At 59.3% G+C, this 25108-nt stretch carries 24 protein-coding genes, 4 tRNA genes and 1 rRNA gene; all 29 read right to left on the bottom strand.

Features of this window, described 5'->3' with window-relative positions:
• Position 1 precedes the first annotated feature (1 nt).
• Entirely contained in the window at positions 2–688 is a 687-nt protein-coding gene (gene rpsC, locus GJV37_RS13440) for a 30S ribosomal protein S3 (RefSeq protein WP_024767387.1), read from the bottom strand.
• A gap of 13 nt (positions 689–701) precedes the next feature.
• Positions 702–1034, bottom strand: coding sequence for a 50S ribosomal protein L22 (rplV, locus tag GJV37_RS13435; protein WP_015475325.1), 333 nt, complete (start codon positions 1032–1034; stop codon positions 702–704).
• A gap of 12 nt (positions 1035–1046) precedes the next feature.
• The gene (rpsS, locus tag GJV37_RS13430; protein ID WP_015475324.1) at positions 1047–1322 is read right to left on the bottom strand and encodes a 30S ribosomal protein S19; all 276 of its coding nucleotides are present in this window, start codon (positions 1320–1322) and stop codon (positions 1047–1049) included.
• Positions 1323–1338: 16 nt separating this feature from the next.
• Positions 1339–2160 carry a 50S ribosomal protein L2 gene (gene rplB, locus GJV37_RS13425; protein WP_024767388.1) on the bottom strand — a complete coding sequence of 274 codons (822 nt, stop codon included), beginning with the start codon at positions 2158–2160 and terminating at the stop codon, positions 1339–1341.
• A gap of 11 nt (positions 2161–2171) precedes the next feature.
• On the bottom strand, positions 2172–2471 hold the full coding sequence (gene rplW / locus GJV37_RS13420) for a 50S ribosomal protein L23 (RefSeq protein WP_015475322.1): 300 nt from the start codon (positions 2469–2471) through the stop codon (positions 2172–2174).
• Positions 2468–3070 carry a 50S ribosomal protein L4 gene (rplD, locus tag GJV37_RS13415; RefSeq protein ID WP_017521904.1) on the bottom strand — a complete coding sequence of 201 codons (603 nt, stop codon included), beginning with the start codon at positions 3068–3070 and terminating at the stop codon, positions 2468–2470. Before rplD ends, rplW begins: the two co-directional genes overlap by 4 nt.
• Before the next feature lie 14 nt (positions 3071–3084).
• Positions 3085–3720 (bottom strand): 50S ribosomal protein L3, encoded by a 636-nt coding sequence (rplC, locus tag GJV37_RS13410; protein WP_024767389.1) that lies wholly within the window; start codon positions 3718–3720, stop codon positions 3085–3087.
• An 82-nt stretch (positions 3721–3802) separates the two neighbouring features.
• The gene (gene rpsJ / locus GJV37_RS13405; protein ID WP_003243886.1) at positions 3803–4114 is read right to left on the bottom strand and encodes a 30S ribosomal protein S10; all 312 of its coding nucleotides are present in this window, start codon (positions 4112–4114) and stop codon (positions 3803–3805) included.
• Between the two features lie 155 nt (positions 4115–4269).
• Positions 4270–5463, bottom strand: coding sequence for an elongation factor Tu (gene tuf, locus GJV37_RS13400; protein ID WP_065327628.1), 1194 nt, complete (start codon positions 5461–5463; stop codon positions 4270–4272).
• A gap of 29 nt (positions 5464–5492) precedes the next feature.
• Positions 5493–7628: an elongation factor G gene (gene fusA / locus GJV37_RS13395; protein WP_024767126.1), complete on the bottom strand. Its 2136-nt coding sequence runs from the start codon at positions 7626–7628 to the stop codon at positions 5493–5495.
• A 30-nt stretch (positions 7629–7658) separates the two neighbouring features.
• Positions 7659–8129, bottom strand: coding sequence for a 30S ribosomal protein S7 (gene rpsG, locus GJV37_RS13390; protein WP_024767125.1), 471 nt, complete (start codon positions 8127–8129; stop codon positions 7659–7661).
• A gap of 85 nt (positions 8130–8214) precedes the next feature.
• The gene (rpsL, locus tag GJV37_RS13385; RefSeq protein ID WP_015475317.1) at positions 8215–8586 is read right to left on the bottom strand and encodes a 30S ribosomal protein S12; all 372 of its coding nucleotides are present in this window, start codon (positions 8584–8586) and stop codon (positions 8215–8217) included.
• Positions 8587–8740: 154 nt separating this feature from the next.
• Entirely contained in the window at positions 8741–12940 is a 4200-nt protein-coding gene (gene rpoC, locus GJV37_RS13380; protein WP_045217354.1) for a DNA-directed RNA polymerase subunit beta', read from the bottom strand.
• Between the two features lie 65 nt (positions 12941–13005).
• Positions 13006–17079, bottom strand: a complete 4074-nt coding sequence (gene rpoB, locus GJV37_RS13375) for a DNA-directed RNA polymerase subunit beta (protein WP_024767123.1) — start codon at positions 17077–17079, stop codon at positions 13006–13008.
• Between the two features lie 222 nt (positions 17080–17301).
• Positions 17302–17670 carry a 50S ribosomal protein L7/L12 gene (gene rplL / locus GJV37_RS13370; protein WP_017516430.1) on the bottom strand — a complete coding sequence of 123 codons (369 nt, stop codon included), beginning with the start codon at positions 17668–17670 and terminating at the stop codon, positions 17302–17304.
• A 76-nt stretch (positions 17671–17746) separates the two neighbouring features.
• Positions 17747–18247 carry a 50S ribosomal protein L10 gene (rplJ, locus tag GJV37_RS13365; RefSeq protein ID WP_017516429.1) on the bottom strand — a complete coding sequence of 167 codons (501 nt, stop codon included), beginning with the start codon at positions 18245–18247 and terminating at the stop codon, positions 17747–17749.
• Positions 18248–18464: 217 nt separating this feature from the next.
• Positions 18465–19160 (bottom strand): 50S ribosomal protein L1, encoded by a 696-nt coding sequence (gene rplA, locus GJV37_RS13360; RefSeq protein WP_017516428.1) that lies wholly within the window; start codon positions 19158–19160, stop codon positions 18465–18467.
• Positions 19160–19591, bottom strand: coding sequence for a 50S ribosomal protein L11 (gene rplK / locus GJV37_RS13355; protein WP_152219896.1), 432 nt, complete (start codon positions 19589–19591; stop codon positions 19160–19162). The genes rplA and rplK overlap by 1 nt, the downstream gene beginning before the upstream one ends.
• A gap of 119 nt (positions 19592–19710) precedes the next feature.
• Positions 19711–20244, bottom strand: a complete 534-nt coding sequence (gene nusG, locus GJV37_RS13350; RefSeq protein ID WP_015475310.1) for a transcription termination/antitermination protein NusG — start codon at positions 20242–20244, stop codon at positions 19711–19713.
• 9 nt (positions 20245–20253) lie between these two features.
• Positions 20254–20622 (bottom strand): preprotein translocase subunit SecE, encoded by a 369-nt coding sequence (gene secE, locus GJV37_RS13345; RefSeq protein ID WP_024767121.1) that lies wholly within the window; start codon positions 20620–20622, stop codon positions 20254–20256.
• A 44-nt stretch (positions 20623–20666) separates the two neighbouring features.
• A tRNA-Trp gene (locus GJV37_RS13340) sits at positions 20667–20742 on the bottom strand.
• A 53-nt stretch (positions 20743–20795) separates the two neighbouring features.
• Positions 20796–21989: an elongation factor Tu gene (gene tuf, locus GJV37_RS13335; protein ID WP_065327628.1), complete on the bottom strand. Its 1194-nt coding sequence runs from the start codon at positions 21987–21989 to the stop codon at positions 20796–20798.
• 83 nt (positions 21990–22072) lie between these two features.
• Positions 22073–22148: transfer RNA gene (locus GJV37_RS13330), tRNA-Thr, on the bottom strand.
• A 19-nt stretch (positions 22149–22167) separates the two neighbouring features.
• Positions 22168–22241: transfer RNA gene (locus GJV37_RS13325), tRNA-Gly, on the bottom strand.
• Positions 22242–22266: 25 nt separating this feature from the next.
• Positions 22267–22351 (bottom strand) — tRNA-Tyr (locus GJV37_RS13320).
• 141 nt (positions 22352–22492) lie between these two features.
• Positions 22493–23173 carry an SPOR domain-containing protein gene (locus GJV37_RS13315; protein WP_024767490.1) on the bottom strand — a complete coding sequence of 227 codons (681 nt, stop codon included), beginning with the start codon at positions 23171–23173 and terminating at the stop codon, positions 22493–22495.
• Between the two features lie 9 nt (positions 23174–23182).
• Positions 23183–23932 (bottom strand): pantothenate kinase, encoded by a 750-nt coding sequence (locus GJV37_RS13310; RefSeq protein ID WP_024767489.1) that lies wholly within the window; start codon positions 23930–23932, stop codon positions 23183–23185.
• On the bottom strand, positions 23922–24866 hold the full coding sequence (gene birA / locus GJV37_RS13305; protein ID WP_024767488.1) for a bifunctional biotin--[acetyl-CoA-carboxylase] ligase/biotin operon repressor BirA: 945 nt from the start codon (positions 24864–24866) through the stop codon (positions 23922–23924). Before birA ends, GJV37_RS13310 begins: the two co-directional genes overlap by 11 nt.
• A gap of 134 nt (positions 24867–25000) precedes the next feature.
• Positions 25001–25108, bottom strand: a 5S ribosomal RNA gene (rrf, locus tag GJV37_RS13300); the annotation flags it as partial.

Below are 25108 nucleotides of genomic sequence, written 5' to 3'. Positions count from 1 at the left end.
CTTACTTAGCAGCTTTTTTACGAGGAGCGGGCGCTTGGGGCTTCAGCTCTTCCTGGCGGCCACCAATGACCTCGCCTTTGAAGATCCAAACCTTCACACCGATCACACCGTAGGTGGTGTGCGCTTCGTAGGTTGCGTAGTCGATGTCGGCACGCAGGGTGTGCAGGGGCACACGACCTTCGCGATACCACTCGGTACGAGCGATTTCAGCGCCGCCCAGACGACCGCTTACCTGGATCTTGATGCCTTTGGCACCAATGCGCATGGCGTTCTGTACGGCGCGCTTCATGGCGCGACGGAACATAACGCGACGCTCCAGCTGCTGAGCTACGCTTTGCGCAACCAGCATACCGTCGAGTTCCGGCTTGCGGATCTCTTCGATGTTGATGTGCACCGGCACACCCATTTGCTTGGTCAGGTCCTGACGCAGCTTCTCAACATCTTCACCTTTCTTGCCGATCACGATGCCGGGACGAGCGGTGTGGATGGTGATGCGTGCGGTTTGAGCCGGACGATGGATATCGATACGGCTTACGGACGCGCTTTTTAGTTTGTCTTGGAGATACTCACGTACCTTCAGGTCGGCGAACAGATAATCGGCGTAAGTGCGCTTATCTGCGTACCAAACGGAGGTGTGCTCCTTGACGATACCCAGGCGGATGCCATTGGGATGTACTTTCTGACCCATCTGATCGACTCCGTTACTTGTCCGCAACCTTGACAGTGATATGGCAAGACCGCTTGACGATGCGATCAGCACGGCCTTTGGCACGCGGCATGATGCGCTTGAGCGAACGACCTTCGTTGACGAAGACGGTGGAGACTTTGAGATCGTCCACATCGGCGCCTTCGTTGTGCTCGGCGTTGGCAACGGCCGACTCCAGCACTTTCTTCATGATCTCGGCGGCTTTCTTGTTGCTGAAAGCCAGGAGGTTGAGCGCATCGCCCACCTTCTTCCCGCGGATCTGGTCGGCGACCAAGCGGGCTTTCTGGGCGGAGATACGAGCGCCCGAGAGCTTAGCGGCTACTTCCATCTTCCTTACCCCTTAACGCTTGGCTTTCTTGTCCGCAGCGTGCCCACGATAAGTGCGGGTAGCAGCGAACTCGCCGAGTTTGTGACCGACCATGTCTTCGTTGACCAGGACCGGCACGTGTTGACGGCCGTTGTGGACAGCGATGGTCAGACCAACCATGTGCGGCAGAATCATCGAACGGCGCGACCAGGTCTTGATCGGCTTGCGGTCGTTCTTTTCCACCGCCACTTCGATCTTCTTCAGCAGGTGAAGATCGATAAAAGGACCTTTTTTCAGAGAACGTGGCACTGTCGTATCCCTCTATTTACTTGCGGCGACGGACGATCATGTTGTCGGTACGCTTGTTCGCGCGAGTCTTCTTACCCTTGGTCTGAAGACCCCACGGCGATACCGGATGACGACCAGCAGAGGTACGACCTTCACCACCACCATGCGGGTGGTCGACCGGGTTCATGGCAACACCACGAACGGTCGGGCGAACGCCACGCCAGCGCTTGGCACCGGCTTTACCCAGCGAACGCAGGCTGTGCTCGGAGTTCGAGACTTCGCCCAGGGTCGCACGGCAGTCAGCCAGGACTTTGCGCATTTCACCGGAACGCAGACGCACGGTTACGTAGGCACCTTCACGGGCAACCAGCTGAGCCGAGGCGCCAGCGGAGCGAGCGATCTGAGCACCTTTGCCAGGCTTCAGTTCGATACCGTGGATGGTGCTACCCACCGGGATGTTGCGCAGCGGCATGTTGTTGCCGGCCTTGATCGGAGCGCCGATACCGGAGATCAGCTGATCACCTGCCACCACGCCTTTGGGGGCGATGATGTAACGACGCTCGCCGTCCGCGTATTTCAGCAGAGCGATGTGAGCAGTACGGTTCGGATCGTATTCGACGCGTTCAACGATGGCAGGAATGCCATCCTTGTTGCGACGGAAGTCGACCAGACGATAGTGCTGCTTGTGGCCACCACCGATATGACGGGTGGTGATACGACCGTTGTTGTTACGGCCGCCCGACTTGGACTTCTTCTCGAGCAGGGGAGCGAACGGAGCACCTTTGTGCAGGTCCTGGTTCACTACCTTGACGACGAAACGACGACCAGCGGAAGTCGGTTTGCATTTAACGATTGCCATGATGCACCCCTTTACTCAGCGCCAGCTGCGAAATCGAGATCCTGGCCCGGCTGGAGAGCGATGTACGCTTTTTTCCAGTCGTTACGCTTGCCCAGGCCGCGAACGGTACGCTTGGTCTTGCCCTGAACGTTCAGGGTGGTGACGCGACGTACTTTCACGCCGAACAGGCTTTCTACGGCCTTCTTGATTTCCAGCTTGGTTGCATCAGTGGCAACCTTGAAAACGAATTGGCTGTTGCCGTCCGCCAGGCCGGTGGCCTTCTCGGAGATATGCGGGCCCAGCAGCACTTTGAATACGCGTTCCTGGTTCATGCCAGCAGCTCCTCGAACTTCTTCACGGCAGACACGGTGACCAGCACCTTGTCGTAGGCGATGAGGCTGACCGGATCGGAAGCCTGAACGTCACGCACATCGACGTGGGCCAGGTTGCGAGCTGCCAGGTACAGGTTCTCATCGACGCCTTCGGTGACGATCAGTACATCTTTCAGGCCCAGGCCTTCCAGCTTGCTGACCAGACCTTTGGTCTTCGGTGCATCGACAGCGAAGTCGGCAACGACAACCAGACGATCCAGACGAACCAGCTCAGAGAGGATGGAGCGCAGAGCAGCGCGGTACATCTTCTTGTTGAGCTTCTGGGAGTGATCCTGGGGCTTGGCTGCGAAAGTCGCGCCGCCGCCACGCCAGATGGGGCTACGGATGGTGCCAGCACGAGCACGACCGGTGCCCTTCTGACGCCACGGCTTCTTGCCACCACCGGAGACTTCGGAACGAGTCTTCTGAGCCTTGGTGCCCTGACGACCGCCAGCCATGTAGGCGACGACTGCCTGGTGAACCAGGGTCTCGTTGAATTCGCTACCAAAAGTACGCTCGGAAACCTCGATCGCCTGAGCGCCATTTACATTCAGTTGCATCTCAGCTTCCTCTCTTAACCGCGAGCCTTGGCTGCCGGACGCACCAGCACATCACCACCGGTAGCGCCGGGAACGGCACCTTTGACCAGCAGCAGATTGCGCTCTGCATCGACACGCACGACCTCAAGGGATTGAACGGTTACACGCTCAGCACCCATGTGGCCCGACATTTTTTTGCCCTTGAACACTCGACCAGGAGTCTGGCACTGGCCGATGGAACCCGGGACGCGGTGGGAAACGGAGTTACCGTGGGTGTTATCTTGACCACGGAAGTTCCAGCGCTTGATGGTACCGGCAAAGCCTTTACCCTTGGACTCGCCGGTAACGTCTACCAGCTGGCCTGCCTGGAACAGATCGACAGAGATGGAATCGCCTGCCTTGAACTCCTCTTCGCCCAGACGGAATTCCCACACGCCGCGACCGGCGGCGACATTCGCCTTGGCAAAGTGACCGGCTTGCGCCTTGGTCACGCGAGAAGCACGGCGCTCGCCAGCAGTGACCTGCACAGCGCGATAGCCATCGCTTTCTTCGTTTTTGAACTGGGTGACGCGATTCGGCTCGACCTCAATGACCGTGACCGGAATGGAGACACCATCTTCGGTGAAGATGCGGGTCATGCCGCACTTACGACCGACAACACCAATTGTCATCTTTAGAACCTCTTTAGTGTACGGGGCTTTCACCCGCTATGGCCGCCCATTTCAGAGCGTTACACGACCAATGCCGAAGGCATTAGCCGAGGCTGATCTGTACTTCGACGCCAGCAGCAAGGTCGAGCTTCATCAGCGCGTCGACGGTTTTGTCGGTCGGCTGAACGATGTCGAGAACACGCTTGTGGGTACGAATTTCGTACTGGTCACGAGCGTCCTTGTTGACGTGCGGGGAAATCAGCACGGTGTAACGTTCCTTGCGGGTCGGCAGAGGAATCGGACCACGCACCTGAGCGCCAGTACGTTTCGCGGTTTCCACGATTTCCTGGGTAGATTGGTCGATCAGGCGGTGATCAAAAGCCTTCAACCGAATACGGATTTGTTGATTTTGCATTTGACCTCAGACTCCAAGTTGCCATTCCCAACGGACGGACTCCGCCCGTTAAAAGGAGGCGCAATTGTACGGATGCGCCTGGGGGGTGTCAATATTTAACCAACTCAACGAAAAAGGGACCCCGAAGGGTCCCTTTTTCTGCAGCGGATCAGCGATTACTCGATGATCTTGGCAACCACGCCGGCGCCAACGGTACGGCCGCCTTCGCGAATCGCGAAGCGCAGGCCATCTTCCATGGCGATCGGAGCGATCAGGGTGACAACCATTTTCACGTTGTCGCCCGGCATTACCATCTCAACGCCTTCCGGCAGTTCGCAGTTGCCGGTCACGTCGGTGGTACGGAAGTAGAACTGCGGACGGTAGCCCTTGAAGAACGGGGTGTGACGACCACCTTCTTCCTTGGACAGCACGTACACTTCGCATTCGAACTTGGTGTGCGGCTTGATGGTGCCCGGCTTGGCCAGAACCTGGCCACGCTCTACGTCTTCACGCTTGGTGCCGCGCAGCAGGACGCCGACGTTCTCACCAGCACGACCTTCGTCGAGCAGCTTGCGGAACATTTCAACGCCGGTGCAGGTGGTCTTGGTGGTCGCCTTGATGCCGACGATTTCCACTTCTTCCTGGACCTTGACGATGCCACGCTCAACACGGCCAGTTACCACGGTGCCACGACCGGAGATCGAGAACACGTCTTCGATCGGCATCAGGAACGGCTGGTCGATTGCACGAACCGGCTCAGGGATGTAGGAATCCAGGGTTTCTACCAGCTTGCGCACGGCGGAAACGCCCATCTCGTTGTCGTCCTGGCCGTTCAGAGCCATCAGAGCGGAACCGATCACGATCGGAGTGTCATCGCCCGGGAAGTCGTAGGTGTTCAGCAGATCGCGAACTTCCATTTCGACCAGTTCCAGCAGCTCGGCGTCGTCAACCATGTCGGCCTTGTTCAGGAACACGACGATGTAAGGAACGCCTACCTGACGGGACAGCAGGATGTGCTCGCGGGTCTGCGGCATGGGGCCGTCAGCAGCCGAGCAAACCAGGATCGCGCCGTCCATCTGGGCAGCACCGGTGATCATGTTCTTCACGTAGTCGGCGTGGCCTGGGCAGTCTACGTGAGCGTAGTGGCGTACCGGCGAGTCGTATTCAACGTGAGAGGTGTTGATGGTGATACCACGAGCCTTCTCTTCCGGCGCGTTGTCGATCTGGTCGAAAGCGCGAGCGGAACCACCCCAGGTCTCGGAGCAGACCTTGGTCAGAGCAGCGGTCAGAGTGGTTTTGCCGTGGTCAACGTGACCGATGGTGCCGACGTTGACGTGCGGTTTGTTACGTTCAAATTTTTCTTTAGCCACGAGAGTAACCTCTTACTAAAAGAGCTGAATCAAGCTTGTTTTTTGGCCAGAGCTTCGACGACGTTCGCCGGAGCTTCAGCATACTTGGAGAATTCCATGGAGTAGCTAGCGCGACCCTGGGACATGGAACGCACGTCGGTTGCATAACCGAACATCTCGCCCAGCGGAACCTCGGCACGGATCACCTTACCGGAAACCGAGTCTTCCATCCCCTGAATCAGACCACGACGACGGTTCAGGTCACCCATCACGTCACCCATGTAGTCCTCAGGAGTCACCACTTCCACCTTCATGATCGGCTCCAGAACCTTGCCGCCGCCCTTCTGGGCCAGCTGCTTGGTCGCCATGGAAGCAGCGATCTTGAACGCCATCTCGTTGGAGTCGACGTCGTGGTAGGAACCATCGAAGACGGTCGCCTTCAGGCCGATCAGCGGATAGCCGGCGACAACGCCGTTCTTCATCTGCTCCTCGATGCCTTTCTGGATGGCCGGGATGTATTCCTTCGGAACCACACCGCCCACGACTTCGTTGGTGAAGACCAGGCCTTCAGTGATGTTGCCCTTCTCGTCCACATCGGGAGCGGAGAAGCGGATCCAGCAGTGACCGAACTGGCCACGGCCGCCGGACTGGCGAACGAACTTGCCTTCGATCTCGATGTTGTCCTTCGAGATGGTTTCGCGGTACGAAACCTGCGGCTTGCCGATGTTCGCTTCCACGCCGAATTCACGCTTCATGCGGTCGACGAGGATGTCCAGGTGCAGCTCACCCATACCGGAGATGATGGTCTGGCCGGTTTCTTCGTCGGTCTTGACGCGGAACGACGGGTCTTCCTGAGCCAGCTTGCCGAGGGCGATGCCCATCTTCTCCTGGTCAGCCTTGGTCTTCGGCTCAACAGCTACCGAGATCACAGGCTCCGGGAAGTCCATACGCTCGAGGATGATCGGCTTCTCGATGTCGCACAGGGTGTCACCGGTGGTGACGTCCTTCATGCCGATCAGAGCAGCGATGTCGCCAGCGCGTACTTCTTTGATCTCGTCACGCTGGTTGGCGTGCATCTGCACCATACGACCAACGCGCTCTTTCTTGCCTTTCACGGAGTTGATAACCGAGTTACCGGACTCCAGAACGCCCGAGTAGACGCGAACGAAGGTCAGAGTACCTACGAACGGGTCGGTGGCGATCTTGAATGCCAGAGCCGAGAACGGAGCATTGTCGTCAGCCGGGCGCTCGTCTTTCGGAGCGTCGTCGCCGTCGTCAATGTGATCCGGGTGAATACCCTGGATCGCCGGAATCTCGGTCGGAGCAGGCAGGAAGTCGATGACGGCGTCGAGAACCAGGGGCACGCCCTTGTTCTTGAACGAGGAGCCGCAGACAGCCGGTACGATTTCGCAAGCGATGGTACGCAGACGCAGGCCAGCCTTGATCTCTTCGATCGACAGCTCACCCTCTTCCAGGTACTTGTTCATCAGCTCTTCGTTGGCTTCGGCAGCAGCCTCGACCATGTTGTTGCGCCACTCGGTGGCCAGCTCGACCATATCGGCGGGAATTTCTTCCTCGCGATAGGAAGTGCCTTTGTCGTCTTCGTTCCAGTAGATGGCCTTCATCTTCAGCAGGTCAACCTGACCCTGGAAGTCATCTTCTGCACCGATGGCCAGCTGAACCGGAACCGGGGTGTGACCCAGGCGGTTCTTGATCTGACCGACGACGCGCAGGAAGTTGGCGCCGGCGCGGTCCATCTTGTTCACGTAAACGATACGCGGAACGCCGTACTTGTTGGCTTGACGCCATACGGTTTCGGACTGCGGCTCAACGCCGGAGGTGCCGCAGAACACAACGACGGCGCCGTCCAGTACGCGCAGGGAGCGCTCAACTTCAATGGTGAAGTCTACGTGGCCGGGGGTGTCGATGACGTTTACGCGGTACTTGTCGTACTGGCCGCGCGAACCTTCCCAGAAGGTCGTGATCGCAGCGGAGGTGATGGTGATACCACGCTCCTGCTCCTGCACCATCCAGTCGGTGGTAGCAGCGCCGTCGTGCACCTCACCCATCTTGTGGCTGAGACCTGTGTAGAACAGGATCCGCTCGGTAGTGGTGGTCTTGCCCGCGTCAACGTGGGCACAGATACCAATGTTCCGGTAGCGGTTGATTGCTGTGTTACGAGCCATAAAGCCCTCGCAGAAGTGTTGATGCCGTAATTAGAAGCGGTAGTGCGAGAACGCTTTGTTGGCCTCGGCCATACGGTGCACGTCTTCACGCTTCTTGACGGCAGCGCCTTTGCCTTCAGCGGCATCCAGCAGCTCGCCAGCCAGGCGCAGAGCCATGGACTTCTCGCCACGCTTGCGGGCGAAGTCCACCAGCCAACGCATAGCCAGTGCATTACGACGGGACGGACGTACTTCAACCGGAACCTGGTAGGTAGCACCGCCGACACGGCGGGACTTCACTTCGACCAGCGGAGCGATGGCGTCGAGTGCTTTTTCGAAGATTTCCAGGGGGTCGCCTTTACCGCGCTCTTTGACCTTGTCCAGAGCACCGTAAACGATACGCTCGGCAACGGCTTTCTTGCCGCTTTCCATCACGTGGTTCATGAACTTGGCCAGAATCTGGCTTCCGTATTTCGGATCGGCCAGGATCTCACGTTTGGCCGCTACACGACGTCTTGGCATTGATAAGCCCTCAAACGGTCTTCAGGTAATCCGGGACTCGATGCCCGACCTTACTCTTATCGACTCAGCAAATAGGAAAACAAAATTACTTCGGACGCTTCGCGCCGTACTTCGAGCGACCCTGCTTACGGTCTTTGACACCGGAGGTGTCCAGCGAACCACGCACGGTGTGGTAGCGAACACCCGGAAGGTCTTTTACACGACCGCCACGGATCAGCACTACGCTGTGCTCTTGCAGGTTGTGACCTTCACCGCCGATGTACGAGGAAACCTCGAAACCGTTGGTCAGACGAACACGGCACACTTTACGCAGTGCGGAGTTCGGCTTCTTCGGGGTGGTGGTGTAGACGCGGGTGCATACGCCGCGACGCTGAGGGCAGTTCTGCAGGGCAGGAACGCCGCTCTTGTCTACCAGGCGCTTGCGCGGCTTGCGCACCAGCTGGTTGATAGTTGCCATCTATAGCTCCACTGATTGTCTTACGACACTTAAAAACGAAAATGGGCAGAGCAAGCGCCCTGCCAATTTTCGGGGTACAAGATACTAAAGAGCTTACGGATTCCAGTCAAGACAAAGCCCCGGTTGTCAAGACAACCGGGGCTTTGTTTGAGGCTTAGTTACCGCTCAGATTGAGCGCTTCGGCCAATGCTGCTTCAGCCTCGCTCGCGCTCACGCGCTGCGGTTTGCCGAGTTCGCGCTGACGCTTGCGCTCGCTGTGGTAAGCCAGACCGGTACCTGCCGGGATCAGTCGACCCACGACCACGTTTTCCTTCAGGCCGCGCAGGAAGTCGCGCTTGCCGGTGACCGCCGCCTCGGTGAGGACGCGGGTGGTCTCCTGGAAGGATGCCGCCGAGATGAACGACTCGGTGGACAGCGAGGCCTTGGTGATACCCAACAGAACGCGCTCGTACTTGGCCGGGAACTTGTCCTGGGTACCCAGTACTTCGTTCTCTTCCAGCACGTGGACCAGTTCGACCTGGTCGCCCTTGATGAAGGACGAATCGCCCGACTCGGCCACTTCGACCTTGCGCAGCATCTGGCGCAGGATGGTCTCGATGTGCTTGTCGTTGATCTTCACGCCCTGCAGACGGTAAACGTCCTGGATCTCGTTGACGATGTACTTGGCCAGCGAGCTCACACCCAGCAGACGGAGGATGTCGTGCGGGTTGCTCGGGCCGTCGGAGATCACTTCACCACGGCTGACTTGCTCACCTTCGAACACGTTCAGGTGACGCCACTTCGGAATCAGCTCCTCGTACGGATCGCTACCGTCGGTGGGAGTGATGACCAGACGGCGCTTGCCCTTGGTTTCCTTGCCGAAGGAGATGGTGCCGCTGATTTCCGCCAGGATCGAAGGCTCTTTCGGACGACGAGCTTCGAACAGGTCGGCAACGCGCGGCAGACCACCGGTGATGTCGCGGGTCTTCGAGGTTTCCTGCGGGATACGCGCGATAACGTCACCGATACGCACTTTCGCGCCATCGTTGAGGTTGACCAGGGCGTTCGCCGGCAGGAAGTACTGAGCCGGTACGTCGGTACCCGGCAGCAGCAGATCCTTGCCTGCGGCGTCGATCAGCTTCACGGCCGGACGGATGTCCTTGCCGGCAGCCGGACGATCCTTCGGATCCATCACTTCGATGTTGGTCAGACCGGTCAGTTCGTCGGTCTGGCGCTTGATGGTGATGCCCTCTTCCATGCCCACGAAGGCCACGGTGCCGTCCATCTCGGTGACGATCGGGTGGGTGTGCGGGTCCCACTTGGCGACGATGGCGCCCGGGTCGACCTTGTCACCTTCCTTCACGGAAATTACCGCACCGTACGGCAGCTTGTAGCGCTCGCGCTCACGACCGAAGTCGTCGGCTACCGCCAGCTCACCGGAACGGGAAACCGCTACCAGGGCGCCATCGGCACGCTCTACGTGCTTCAGGTTGTGCAGGCGAATGGTGCCGCCGTTCTTGACCTGAACGTTGTCCACGGCAGAAGTACGGCTGGCCGCACCACCGATGTGGAAGGTACGCATCGTCAGCTGGGTACCCGGCTCACCGATCGACTGGGCAGCGATAACGCCGACAGCCTCGCCGATGTTCACGCGGTGACCACGGGCCAGATCGCGGCCGTAGCACATGGCGCAAATGCCGTGACGGGTTTCGCAGGTGATCGGCGAACGCACAACGACTTCGTCGACGCTCATCTGCTCGAGGAAATCAACCCACTTCTCGTCGATCAGGGTGCCAGCTTCAACGATGACGTCGTCGCTGCCCGGCTTGAACACGTCGCGCGCAATCACACGACCGAGTACACGCTCACCCAGCGGCTCAACCACGTCGCCGCCTTCGATGTGCGGAGACATGACCAGGCCATGCTCGGTGCCGCAATCGATCTCGGTCACCACCAGATCCTGGGCCACGTCGACGAGACGACGGGTCAGGTAACCGGAGTTCGCGGTCTTCAGTGCGGTATCCGCCAGACCTTTACGAGCACCGTGAGTGGAGATGAAGTACTGGAGTACGTTCAGACCTTCACGGAAGTTCGCGGTGATCGGGGTCTCGATGATGGAGCCGTCCGGCTTGGCCATCAGGCCACGCATACCGGCCAGCTGACGGATCTGGGCCGCAGAACCCCGCGCACCGGAGTCCGCCATCATGTACATGGAGTTGAAGGACTCCTGGTCGACCTGCTTGCCCTCGCGATCGGTCACCTTCTCTTTCGAGAGGTTGGCCATCATCGCCTTGGACACTTCGTCGTTGGCCTTGGACCAGAGGTCGATCACCTTGTTGTACTTCTCGCCCTGGGTGACCAGGCCGGAGGCGTACTGGCTCTCGATCTCCTTCACTTCCTCGGTGGCGGCATCGATGATGCGGGCCTTCTCGTCCGGGATGACGAAGTCGTTCACGCCGATCGACACACCGGAGATGGTCGAGTAGGCGAAGCCGGTGTACATCAACTGGTCAGCGAAGATAACGGTGTCCTTCAGACCGACCACGCGGTAGCAGTGGTTGATCAGCTTGGAGATCGCCTTCTTCTTCATCGACTGGTTGACCACGTCGAAGGGCAGGCCGGCCGGGACAACCTGGAACAGCAGCGCACGGCCGACGGTGGAGTCGACGATACGGGTGTTCGCGGTCAGGGAGCCGTCTTCGTTCTTGATCTTCTCGTTGATGCGCACTTTTACGCGGGCGTGCAGGGACACCTGGCCGCTGCGGTAAGCGCGGTCAACTTCCTGCAGGTCTGCGAAAGCCATGCCCTCGCCCTTCGCGTTGATCGCTTCACGGGTCATGTAGTACAGACCCATGACCACGTCCTGCGACGGAACGATGATCGGCTCGCCGTTGGCGGGCGACAGAATGTTGTTGGTGGACATCATCAGCGCGCGCGCTTCCAACTGAGCCTCGAGGGTCAGCGGAACGTGCACGGCCATCTGGTCACCGTCGAAGTCGGCGTTGTACGCGGCGCAGACCAGCGGGTGCAGCTGGATGGCTTTACCTTCGATCAGTACCGGCTCGAACGCCTGGATGCCCAGACGGTGCAGGGTCGGCGCACGGTTCAGCAGTACGGGGTGTTCGCGGATGACTTCGGCGAGAACGTCCCACACTTCCGGCAGCTCGCGCTCGACCATCTTCTTGGCGGCCTTGATGGTGGTGGCCATGCCACGACCTTCCAGCTTGCCGAAGATGAACGGCTTGAACAGCTCCAGGGCCATTTTCTTCGGCAGACCGCACTGGTGCAGACGCAGGGTCGGACCTACGGTAATGACCGAACGGCCGGAGTAGTCCACGCGCTTGCCGAGCAGGTTCTGACGGAAGCGACCCTGCTTGCCCTTGATCATGTCGGCCAGGGACTTCAGCGGGCGCTTGTTCGAGCCGGTGATGGCACGACCGCGACGGCCGTTGTCCAGCAGGGCGTCGACGGCTTCCTGCAGCATGCGCTTTTCGTTGCGCACGATGATGTCCGGAGCGGCCAGGTCGAGCAGGCGCTTCAGACGGTTGTTACGGTTGATCACGCGGCGATACAGATCGTTCAGATCCGAAGTCGCGAAGCGGCCGCCATCCAGCGGAACCAGCGGACGCAGGTCCGGCGGCAGCACCGGCAGGACGGTCAGCACCATCCACTCGGGATGGTTGCCGGAGCCCTGGAAGGCCTCCATCAGCTTCAGGCGCTTGGACAGCTTCTTGATCTTGGTTTCCGAGTTGGTCTGCGGAATCTCTTCGCGCAGGCGGCCGATCTCGTGCTCCAGATCGATAGCGTTGAGCAGCTCGCGAACGGCTTCCGCACCCATGCGGGCGTCGAAGTCGTCACCGAACTCTTCGAGGGCTTCGAAGTACTGCTCGTCGTTCAGCAGTTGGCCCTTCTCCAGGGTGGTCATGCCCGGATCGATCACCACGTAGCTCTCGAAATAGAGCACGCGTTCGATGTCACGCAGGGTCATGTCCAGCAGCAGGCCGATACGGGACGGCAGGGACTTCAGGAACCAGATGTGGGCGACGGGAGAAGCCAGCTCGATGTGGCCCATGCGCTCACGGCGCACCTTGGCCAGAGCGACTTCCACGCCGCACTTCTCGCAGATCACACCGCGGTGCTTGAGGCGCTTGTACTTACCGCACAGGCACTCGTAGTCCTTCACCGGGCCGAAGATCTTGGCGCAGAACAGGCCATCGCGCTCCGGCTTGAAGGTGCGGTAGTTGATGGTCTCCGGCTTCTTGACTTCACCGAAGGACCAGGAACGGATCATCTCGGGCGAGGCCAGACCAATACGGATGGCATCGAACTCTTCGATCTGACCCTGGTTTTTCAACAGATTAAGCAAGTCTTTCAAGGCCTTTCCTCCTCACGGACCCGGTGCGACCGGCCTTGACCAGCCGCACCGTCTGACGTCACGTGTTATTCGGTTTCCAGTTCGATATCGATGCCGAGCGAGCGGATCTCTTTGATCAACACGTTGAAGGACTCGGGCATGCCGGCCTCCATGCGGTGATCCCCGTCCACGATGTTCTTGTACATCTTGGTACGGCCGTTCACGTCGTCCGACTTCACGGTCAGCATTTCCTGCAGGGTGTAGGCGGCACCGTAGGCTTCCAGCGCCCAGACCTCCATCTCCCCGAAACGCTGGCCACCGAACTGCGCCTTACCACCCAGCGGCTGCTGGGTAACCAGGCTGTAGGAGCCGGTGGAACGTGCGTGCATCTTGTCATCGACCAGGTGGTTCAGCTTGAGCATGTACATGTAACCCACAGTGGTCGTACGCTCGAACTGGTTGCCGGTGCGGCCGTCATACAGACGCATCTGACCGCTCTCCGGCAGATCAGCCAGCTTCAGCATGGCCTTGATCTCGCGCTCCTTGGCACCGTCGAACACCGGGGTAGCCATGGGCACGCCGCCCTTGAGGTTGTTGGCCAGAGCGAGGATCTCGTTATCGTTCAGCTCGTCCAGGCTCTCCTGGCGGCCGCCGATCTCGTTGTAGATCTCGTTCAGGAAGACACGCAGCTCGGCGATCTTGCGCTGCTCTTCGAGCATGCGGTTGATCTTCTCGCCCAGGCCCTTGGCCGCGAGGCCCAGGTGGGTTTCGAGGATCTGACCGACGTTCATACGCGACGGTACGCCCAGCGGGTTCAGAACGATATCCACCGGAGTACCATTGGCATCGTGCGGCATGTCTTCGACCGGCATGATCACCGAGACCACACCCTTGTTACCGTGGCGGCCCGCCATCTTGTCGCCCGGCTGGATGCGGCGCTTGATGGCGAGGTAGACCTTGACGATCTTCAGTACGCCCGGCGCCAGGTCGTCGCCCTGCTGCAGCTTGCGCTTCTTGTCTTCGAACTTGTCGTCGAGCATCTGGCGACGGTCGCTGATGTAGGCCTGGGCCTTCTCCAGCTGCTCGTTCAGAGCGTCTTCCGCCATGCGCAGCTTGAACCACTGACCGCGCTCGAGGCCGTCCAGGTACTCGTCGGTGATCTCTGCGCCTTTCTTCAGGGCAGGACCGCCATCGGCCTTGGCACCGACCAGAGCGGAACGCAGACGCTCGAAGGTCGCGCCTTCGACGATGCGGAACTCTTCGTTCAGGTCCTTGCGGATCTCGTCCAGCTGCATCTTCTCGATGGACAGGGCACGGCTGTCGCGCTCCACGCCATCACGGGTGAAGACCTGTACGTCGATGACGGTGCCCTTGGTACCGGTCGGCACACGCAGGGAGGTGTCCTTCACGTCGGACGCCTTCTCACCGAAGATCGCGCGCAGCAGCTTCTCTTCCGGAGTCAGCTGGGTCTCGCCTTTCGGGGTGACCTTGCCGACCAGAATGTCGCCGGCCTGTACTTCGGCGCCGACGTAGACGATGCCTGCTTCGTCCAGCTTGTTCAGCGCAGCCTCACCCACGTTCGGGATGTCCGCGGTGATTTCCTCTGGGCCGAGCTTGGTGTCACGGGCAACGCAGGTCAGTTCCTGGATGTGGATCGTGGTGAAACGATCTTCCTGGACCACGCGCTCGGACAGGCAGATGGAGTCTTCGAAGTTGAAGCCGTTCCAGGGCATGAACGCAACGCGCATGTTCTGACCCAGAGCCAGTTCACCCATATCGGTGGACGGACCGTCGGCCAGGATGTCGCTGCGCGAAACCTGATCCCCCTTCTGCACCAGCGGACGCTGGTTGATGCAGGTGTTCTGGTTGGAACGGGTGTACTTGGTCAGGTTGTAGATGTCGACGCCGGCTTCGCCAGTCTCGACTTCATCGTCGTTCACGCGGACCACGATACGGCTGGCGTCGACCGAGTCGATCACGCCGCCACGACGAGCCACCACGCAGACGCCGGAGTCACGGGCAACGTTGCGCTCCATGCCGGTACCGACCAGCGGCTTGTCGGCGCGCAGGGTCGGTACAGCCTGACGCTGCATGTTCGAACCCATGAGTGCACGGTTGGCGTCGTCGTGCTCGAGGAACGGAATCAGCGAGGCAGCGACGGAAACGACCTGCTTCGGCGATACGTCCATGAGGGTGACGTCTTCCGGCGCCTTCACGGTGAATTCGTTCAGGTGACGGACGGCTACCAGTTCGTCGATCAACTGACCCTTTTCGTTCAGGGTCGCCGAGGCCTGGGCGATCACATGATCGGCCTCTTCGATCGCGGACAGGAAGACGATGTCGTCGCTGACCAGACCTTCCTTCACCACGCGGTACGGGCTTTCCAGGAAGCCGTACTTGTTGGTGCGAGCGTAGGTGGCCAGGGAGTTGATCAGACCGATGTTCGGACCTTCAGGGGTTTCGATCGGGCACACGCGGCCGTAGTGGGTCGGGTGTACGTCACGAACCTCGAAGCCCGCGCGCTCACGGGTCAGACCACCCGGGCCGAGTGCGGATACACGGCGTTTGTGAGTGATCTCGGAGAGCGGGTTGTTCTGGTCCATGAACTGCGACAGCTGGCTGGAACCGAAGAACTCCTTGATCGCGGCAGCCACCGGCTTGGCGTTGATCAGGTCCTGCGGCATCAGGCCTTCGCTTTCGGCCATCGACAGACGTTCCTTGACCGCGCGCTCGACACGCACCAGGCCAACGCGGAACTGGTTCTCGGCCATTTCGCCGACGCAACGGACGCGACGGTTACCCAGGTGGTCGATGTCGTCGACGATGCCTTTACCGTTACGGATGGCAACCAGGGTCTTGAGGACCTCGACGATATCTTCCTTGCTGAGGACACCCGCGCCTTCGATCTCGGTACGACCGATGCGGCGGTTGAACTTCATACGGCCGACTGCCGAAAGGTCGTAACGCTCGGCGCTGAAGAACAGGTTGCCGAACAGGGTTTCGGCGGCTTCCTTGGTCGGCGGCTCACCGGGACGCATCATGCGATAGATCTCGACCAGCGCTTCCAGTTGGTTGCTGGTGGAGTCGATCTTCAGCGTGTCGGAGATGAACGGACCACAGTCGATATCGTTGGTGTACAGAGTTTCCAGGCGCGCAACCTGGGCCTTGGCAATCTTGGCCAGGGCATCGACGGTCAGCTCGGTGTTGCACTCGGCGATGATCTCGCCGGTAGCCGGGTGCACGACAGCCTTGGCCACGGTACGGCCAATCAAGTAGTCGAACGGCACTTCCAGCTGGGTGATGCCAGCCTTCTCGAGCTGGTTGATGTGGCGCGCAGTGATACGACGGCCCGCCTCGACGATGACCTTGCCGCTGGCATCCTTGATGTCGAAGCTGGCGATCTCGCCACGCAGACGCGACGGCACCAATTCCAGGTTCAGGGTCTCGCCCTTGATCTGGTAGACGTTGGTGTCATAGAACGCGTTGAGGATTTCCTCGGTGCTGTAGTTCAGCGCGCGCAGCAGGACGGAAGCCGGCAGTTTGCGGCGACGGTCGATACGAACGAACACGCAGTCCTTCGGATCGAACTCGAAGTCGAGCCACGAACCGCGGTAAGGAATGATACGAGCGGAGTACAGCAGCTTGCCGGAGCTGTGGGTCTTGCCACGGTCGTGGTCGAAGAACACACCCGGGGAACGGTGCAGCTGGGAAACGATGACGCGCTCGGTACCGTTGATGATGAAGGTACCGTTCTCGGTCATCAGGGGGATTTCCCCCATGTAGACTTCTTGTTCCTTGATGTCCTTGATCGCTTTGTTCGACGATTCTTTGTCGAAAATGATCAGGCGCACTTTCACACGCAGCGGGACCGCAAAGGTCACACCGCGCAGCACGCATTCCTTGACATCGAATGCCGGCTCACCGAGGCGGTAGCCGACGTATTCCAGGGCAGCATTGCCGGAATAGCTGATAATCGGGAAGACGGACTTGAAGGCCGCATGCAGGCCGATGTCTCGAACCTGGTCCTTGCTCGCACCGGCCTGCAGGAATTCGCGATAGGAATCCAGCTGGATGGCCAGCAAATACGGCACATCCATGACGTCCGGCAACTTGCTAAAGTCCTTGCGGATACGTTTTTTCTCAGTGTATGAGTAAGCCATCAGCGTTCCCCAGCTTGGTCACCTGCTTGATTGGCCTCTCCCGCGCGGGGAGCAGCCCAAAATCGTGCAAACCCTTGGTTTGCGCCGCCAGTCGTGGCGGGATTTTCACGTCATGGAGGGGCACTCACGGCACCCCACCCATAACGGAAAAAGGCCGGTGGCATTTGCCACCAGCCATCAGCCTGTCGCTTAACGCTCGGGCTGTCGACGCAAGGTACGAACTTACTTGAGCTCGACCTTGGCGCCTGCTTCTTCCAGGGCTTTCTTGGCAGCTTCGGCTTCTTCTTTCGAAGCGCCTTCCTTGACCACGCCCGGGGCGCCGTCAACGACAGCCTTGGCTTCTTTCAGGCCCAGGCCGGTCAGTTCACGAACGACCTTGATCACGTTCACTTTCTTGTCGCCAGCTTCGGCCAGGACGATGGTGAACTCGGTCTGCTCTTCAGCAGCGGCAGCAGCCGGGCCGGCAGCAGCAACGGTAGCGGCAGCAGCGGTAACGCCGAACTTCTCTTCCATCGCCTTGATCAGTTCAACGATCTGCATGACGGACATTTCGGATACGGCGGAGATGATGTCTTCGTTGGTCAGAGCCATGACTCTAATTCCTGTATTGGGTGACGGCCTAAGGCCATCGAATTAAACAAAAAAGGTTGAAAGCAGCTGTCGAGCCTTAGGCTGCGGTCGCTTCTTTCTGATCGCGAATTGCCGCCAGAGTACGAGCCAGCTTGCTGGTAGCGCCTTGGATCACGCTCATCAGCTGTGCAACAGCTTCGTTGTAGGTCGGCAGGGTCGCCAGCACGTCGATCTGATTGGCTGCGAGGAACTGACCCTCGAACGCGGCCGCCTTGATCTCGAACTTGTCCTGACCCTTGGCAAACTCCTTGAAGATACGAGCGGCAGCGCCCGGATGTTCGTTGGAGAAAGCAATCAGGGTCGGGCCCTTGAACGTGTCGTTGAGCACTTCAAACTGAGTGCCTTCAACGGCGCGCTTGAGCAGGGTGTTACGCACGACTTTCACGTACACACCAGCTGCGCGGGCCTCTTTACGGAGTCCGGTCATAGCGCCGACAGTCACGCCGCGTGCATCAACCACGACAGCGGACAGACCGGCTTTGGCAGCCTCGTTGACTTCAGCGACGATGGCCTTCTTGTCTTCGAGTTTAATTGCCACGGGTTTACTCCTGGATGTTACCGATTCGCCCAGCCAGAGCCGGGCGGCGTTTTGGTGTCTGATTCGGTAAACGAATCGGGAGCACCATCTGCGTAGGCTTGAGAGGATCGCCTCCCGGGTTTAAGGCTTGCGCCGCCTACGGTCTTGGATAGCCCCCGCCAGGCAGGGACCCCAATACCTGCGAACAGTGGGCGAACCCACTGCTCGACTTAGTTCATCAGCCTTCCAGCGAAGCCTGATCGATCTGCAGACCTGGGCCCATGGTGGTGCTCAGGGTTACGCGCTGAACGTACACGCCCTTCGAGGAGGACGGCTTCAGACGCTTCAGATCGCTCAGCAGCGCTTCCACGTTCTGCTTCAGCTTGACCGGCTCGAAGTCGATCTTGCCAACGGAAGCGTGGATGATGCCGTTCTTGTCGGTACGGAAACGTACCTGACCGGCTTTGGCGTTCTTGACAGCGGTGGCGACGTCCGGGGTCACGGTGCCGACTTTCGGGTTCGGCATCAGACCGCGCGGGCCGAGAACCTGGCCCAGCTGGCCAACAACACGCATCGCGTCCGGGGAGGCGATGACGACGTCGTAGTTCAGGTCGCCGGCTTTCATTTCGGCAGCCAGTTCGTCCATGCCAACCTTGTCTGCACCAGCAGCCAGGGCAGCTTCAACACCAGGACCCTGGGTGAAGACGGCAACGCGTACGGATTTGCCGGTGCCGTTCGGCAGAACGGTGGCACCACGCACGACCTGGTCGGATTTACGCGGATCAACGCCCAGATTGATGGCGATGTCCACGGACTCCTTGAACTTGATGGTCGACAGTTCGGCCAGCAGCTTGGCGGCATCTTCGAAGCCGTATTGCTTGCCCGCTTCAACCTTCTCGGCGATAGCCTTTTGACGCTTGGTCAGCTTAGCCATTACACACCCTCCACGTTCAGGCCCATGCTGCGCGCGGAGCCAGCAATGGTGCGTACGGCAGCGTCCAGGTCAGCAGCGGTCAGGTCAGCCTGCTTGGCCTTGGCGATCTCTTCCAGCTGGGCACGGGTAACGGTGCCGACTTTCTGAGAGTTCGGACGAGCGGAACCGCTGCTGATACCGGCTGCTTTTTTCAGCAGGACGGCAGCCGGGGTGCTCTTGGTTTCGAAGGTGAAGCTACGGTCGCTGTAAACAGTGATGATCACAGGAGTCGGCAGACCCGGCTCTTGGCCTTGAGTCTTGGCGTTGAACGCCTTGCAGAATTCCATGATGTTCACGCCATGCTGACCCAGAGCGGGGCCTACGGGCGGCGACGGGTTGGCCTGGCCGGCCTTAACTTGCAGCTTGATGTAAGCCGTGATTTTCTTAGCCATTTGCTACTCCAAATGCGGGTCAAGCGCCCTGACGGGCTCCCCGGTTGCTATCGCGTTTATCCCAATGACGACAAAACCCCGCAGCCTAGGGCTGCGGGGTGTGGGATTCATTGTGCCAGTTAGACTTTCTCTACCTGACTGAACTCCAGCTCTACCGGAGTAGAGCGACCGAAAATGAGCACGGCGACCTGGATGCGGCTCTTTTCGTAGTTAACTTCTTCGACGACACCATTGAAGTCGGCGAACGGACCATCGATCACACGCACAGTCTCGCCCGGCTCGAACAGGGTCTTCGGCTTGGGCTTGTCGCCGCTATCGGCAACGCGGCGCAGAATGGCATCAGCTTCTTTATCAGTGATAGGCGCCGGCTTGTCGGCAGTACCACCAATGAAGCCCATGACGCGAGGAGTGTCCTTGACCAAGTGCCAGGTACCCTCGTTCATCTCCATCTGCACCAGGACATAACCCGGGAAGAATTTGCGCTCACTCTTGCGCTTCTGGCCGTTCCGCATCTCTACCACTTCTTCGGTAGGGACCAGAATCTCACCAAACCCGTCTTCCATGCCGGCCAGTTTGACCCGCTCGATCAGCGAGCGCATGACATGCTTCTCGTAACCCGAGTAGGCATGCACAACGTACCAACGCTTAGCCACGGAACACCCTTAACCTACGATCATGGAAACCAGCCAACCCAGCAGGGAGTCGAGCCCCCAAAGCACCAGCGCCATTACCAGCACTACTGCCACTACGATCAGCGTGGTCTGAGTTGTCTCTTGACGAGACGGCCATACAACCTTGCGAATCTCGGCGCGAGCCTCTTTAGCCAAAGTAAAGAACGCACGCCCCTTGACGGTCTGCAGCGCAATGAAACCTGCAACAGCCGCCATCACGAGGATACCGAGAACGCGATAGAAGATCGGTTGCGTGGAGTAATACTGGTTGGCAACCACAGCCACCACCACCAGCACCGCAACCACAAGCCACTTCAAGAGATCAAGACGCGACTCTTTGGCTTCTACCTTCGCATTCATCTGCTAGGAATCCCGTTTAAAGAAGTGCCAGATCTTGAGGAATCTGGCAGGCCAGGAGGGAATCGAACCCCCAACCTGCGGTTTTGGAGACCGCCGCTCTGCCAATTGAGCTACTGGCCTAGAACAAAGTCAGGCCGACCATTATGCCGGCCTGATAGGGAAAGATCAATCGATTATTCGATGATCTTGGCAACCACACCGGCGCCAACGGTACGGCCGCCTTCGCGAATCGCGAAGCGCAGACCATCTTCCATGGCGATCGGAGCGATCAGGGTGACAACCATTTTCACGTTGTCGCCCGGCATGACCATCTCAACGCCTTCCGGCAGTTCGCAGTTGCCGGTTACGTCGGTGGTACGGAAGTAGAACTGCGGACGGTAGCCCTTGAAGAACGGGGTGTGACGACCACCTTCTTCCTTGGACAGCACGTACACTTCGCATTCGAACTTGGTGTGCGGCTTGATGGTGCCCGGCTTGGCCAGAACCTGGCCACGCTCTACGTCTTCACGCTTGGTGCCGCGCAGCAGGACGCCGACGTTCTCACCAGCACGACCTTCGTCGAGCAGCTTGCGGAACATTTCAACGCCGGTGCAGGTGGTCTTGGTGGTCGCCTTGATGCCGACGATTTCCACTTCTTCCTGGACCTTGACGATGCCACGCTCAACACGGCCAGTTACCACGGTGCCACGACCGGAGATCGAGAACACGTCTTCGATCGGCATCAGGAACGGCTGGTCGATTGCACGAACCGGCTCAGGGATGTAGGAGTCCAGGGTTTCTACCAGCTTGCGCACGGCGGAAACGCCCATCTCGTTGTCGTCCTGGCCGTTCAGAGCCATCAGAGCGGAACCGATCACGATCGGAGTGTCGTCGCCCGGGAAGTCGTAGGTGTTCAGCAGATCGCGGACTTCCATTTCGACCAGTTCCAGCAGCTCGGCGTCGTCAACCATGTCGGCCTTGTTCAGGAACACGACGATGTAAGGAACGCCTACCTGACGGGACAGCAGGATGTGCTCGCGGGTCTGCGGCATGGGGCCGTCAGCAGCCGAGCAAACCAGGATCGCGCCGTCCATCTGGGCAGCACCGGTGATCATGTTCTTCACGTAGTCGGCGTGCCCCGGGCAGTCTACGTGAGCGTAGTGGCGTACCGGCGAGTCGTATTCAACGTGAGAGGTGTTGATGGTGATACCACGAGCCTTCTCTTCCGGCGCGTTGTCGATCTGGTCGAAAGCGCGAGCGGAACCACCCCAGGTCTCGGAGCAGACCTTGGTCAGAGCAGCGGTCAGAGTGGTTTTGCCGTGGTCAACGTGACCGATGGTGCCGACGTTTACGTGCGGCTTGTTACGCTCAAATTTTTCTTTAGCCATCTTGACCGCCTCCCGTAAGGAATTGAGAAAGTCACGTCACCATTAAAACAAAGGCAGATATTTTCATATCTGCCTTTGCGAGATGGAGCTCATGAGCGGATTTGAACCGCTGACCTCACCCTTACCAAGGGTGTGCTCTACCAGCTGAGCTACATGAGCAAGACATCAGCAACAAACTTGGAGCGGGTAGCGGGAATCGAACCCGCATCATCAGCTTGGAAGGCTGAGGTTCTACCACTGAACTATACCCGCGGAGCTTGCAGCTCACGCTTGAAACTGGTGGAGGGGGAAGGATTCGAACCTTCGAAGTCTGAGACGTCAGATTTACAGTCTGATCCCTTTGGCCGCTCGGGAACCCCTCCGAGTGAGGCGGCATTCTACAGCCTGCCACCACGTTGTCAACTGTTTTTCTTTAAAAAACTTGAGCTTAGCTCTTCGACAACGGCTTCCAGTGCTCAACCTTTTCAGGTCACCCCTGTGAAGCGGGCGCCATTCTATTCAAACTATTGAGCGCTTGCAACGTTTTTGCACGGCATTGTTTGTTTCTGCAGTTCGGGGAAATCCGGCGCCAGTTGACGCACCAGGGAGTCGTCAACCAGGCGCCCGCTTTCCGGTGTGATCTGCGCCCAGTAATCATGCTGCGAACGAGCCAGCTCACGCACCAAAGCGTCGTAGCCAGCGGTCTTCAGCCGCTCCACCACGCTGTCGGCGGAGTCCTTGCGCTGAAAGATGCCAAGAGAGATCCCGTCAGTCAGATCCCCTTCCGTAATGATGTAGCTGTCAATCTTTCGAGCCTGCAACTCCCGCAGCTGCCAGAGTGATGCCTGGCGCGACGCCAACGGTGGCAGATAAACCCAGAAGTCGACACCAGCAGCAGCGTCCACTGTTTGCACGGAAGCCTGCACATCCAGACTCAACAGACGCTGCACCAATTGCCGGGCGCGATCCTCGACCGGGAAGCTGCCCAGGTAGACGCAAGCAGATGCGGGAGCGGTCGCCACCTTTTCTTCAGCCTGGCGACGTTGAGGTGTTTCTGCAGACTCGCTGAGCAGCCGAATATTCTTCTGCTCACTGTGAAACAGGCTGAGCGGGGCAATCTCCTTGGGGCGGAGAGGCGCCTGCTGTTGATGCCAGACGTAGTAGAAGACGTTGAGGGCAAGCAGGAAAAGAAAGAACCAGCGCATCAATCAGACTCACTCGATCGGACAGGCAAGTGCCAGCCCGAGAAATACCAGGTCCGGAAGCACAACCGCGCGAGCAGACTCATCCTTGACGAGCTCAGCATCTCCGCCGGTCAGGTAAACAGCACTGTCATCACCCAGCAGCTTGTTGGCAAGCTCGATCTGCTCCCGTACGAACCCGCGCAACATCAGCACGCAACCGCGCTCCACCGCCTCGGAAGTTTCCTGCCCCGGCAGTAGATTCTGTAGCGCCTCATGGGCCGCCTCGTCGTCATAACGAATCCGCCGAGTGTGAGTACGCAACTGGCTTCGCATCAGCGGCATGCCGGGTGCGATATAGCCTCCCAGATGCTTGCCCGCGGCATCGACCAGATCCGAGGTCACAGCAGTTCCAAGGTCGAGCACTAGGCATCCGCGCCCCGCCAGACAGTGACCAGCCACCAGGGCCAGCCAGCGGTCCATTCCCAGGCGCTGATACTCCCGGTAGCCGTTGACCACACCGCTGAGCTCGATTGCCGGAGCAGCAATCTGCACCGCAATAGGGAAAGCACTCTCCAGGCTCACACGAAGCGCGTCGGTTTCCTGCTCACTGCGAACACTGACCATGCGGCAATAGCGGATATCCACCGCCTCACTGCCCTGCAGCTGCGCGAGCAAGGCTTGATCCGAGTCCGCCACGCCACCGGCGACAGTCACCAGGTCATGCCTTCTGACCACTCGCCACTTGATCAGGCTATTTCCACAATCCAACTCAAGAATCATCCGACAACCTCAGACTCAACTCGCCTCCGCTGTAGCTGTGCTCCTTGCCATCGACCAGAAGGCGAAGCGCGCCCCGCTCATCGATGCCAAGCGCGCGCCCAACGATATTATTGGCAGCAGTGGACAGCGTGACCTGCCGCCCCTGCCATAGATGAAGGGACTCCCACTCTTCGCGACTGGCAGCGAAGCCATACTCACGATGACGGGATAGAACATCCGCAAGCTGAGACTCCAGCGCCTGCAGCAACTCGTTACGGTCAACCAGCCTACCCAGCGCCTCGCGCATCGAAGTCCAGGGCTGATCGATCGCCTCTGCCTTGCGCATGTTCACATTGATGCCGACGCCAATCGCAACACTACAGATGTCAGCAGGATCTCCCGTGAGCTCAAGCAGGATGCCGGCAATCTTTTTGCCACCCACCAGAACGTCATTGGGCCACTTGAGGCCTACATCTTTCACGCCCAGAGACTGGATCGCTCTTGCCACCGCAAGGCCGACCACCAGACTCAACCCCTCCAACTCCTGCGCACCACCACGTACAGTGATACCCAGGGTGTAATAAAGGTTGGCACCAAAGGGACTTTCCCACTGCCGCCCTCGCCTGCCACGCCCAGCGGTCTGCCGCTCACCCAGGATGGCAAACGGCGCCGCAGCGCCGGCAGAAAGGCGCCGCAGCACTTCGGCATTGGTGGAGTCGATCGAAAACAGGACATCGAGAGGCCACAGGCCGAAGTCGGCCCTGGGCGAGATAATGCTCAGCGGCTCTTCCAAGCGGTAACCACGGCCGCGCACTCGCTGCACGACCATACCGTAGTCACGCTCAAAGCCTTCAAGGCGCTTCCAGACGGCGCTGCGACTTACTCCGAGGAGAGCACCCAGCTCTTCTCCGGAATGAAAGCGGCCATCGCTCAGCAATTTCAGCAAGGTCTGCATATCACCCCCGCAACAGTCAGGCACGCATCATATAGAGGCATGCCTGAATTGCCTACGCAGCAATGGCCCGACTTTCCCGCGCGCAAAAGCAAAACCCCCGGCCAGCGAAGCTGACCGGGGGTCTTGGGATAGGAGCTTGACGATGACCTACTCTCACATGGAGAAACTCCACACTACCATCGGCGATGCGTCGTTTCACTACTGAGTTCGGGATGGGATCAGGTGGTTCCAACGCTCTATGG

This window comes from Pseudomonas nitroreducens (assembly GCF_010994165.1).
GTDB lineage: Bacteria > Pseudomonadota > Gammaproteobacteria > Pseudomonadales > Pseudomonadaceae > Pseudomonas > Pseudomonas nitroreducens.
Note: the sequence above shows the minus strand (reverse complement) of the source record. Positions and strands in the feature narration are given on the sequence as shown.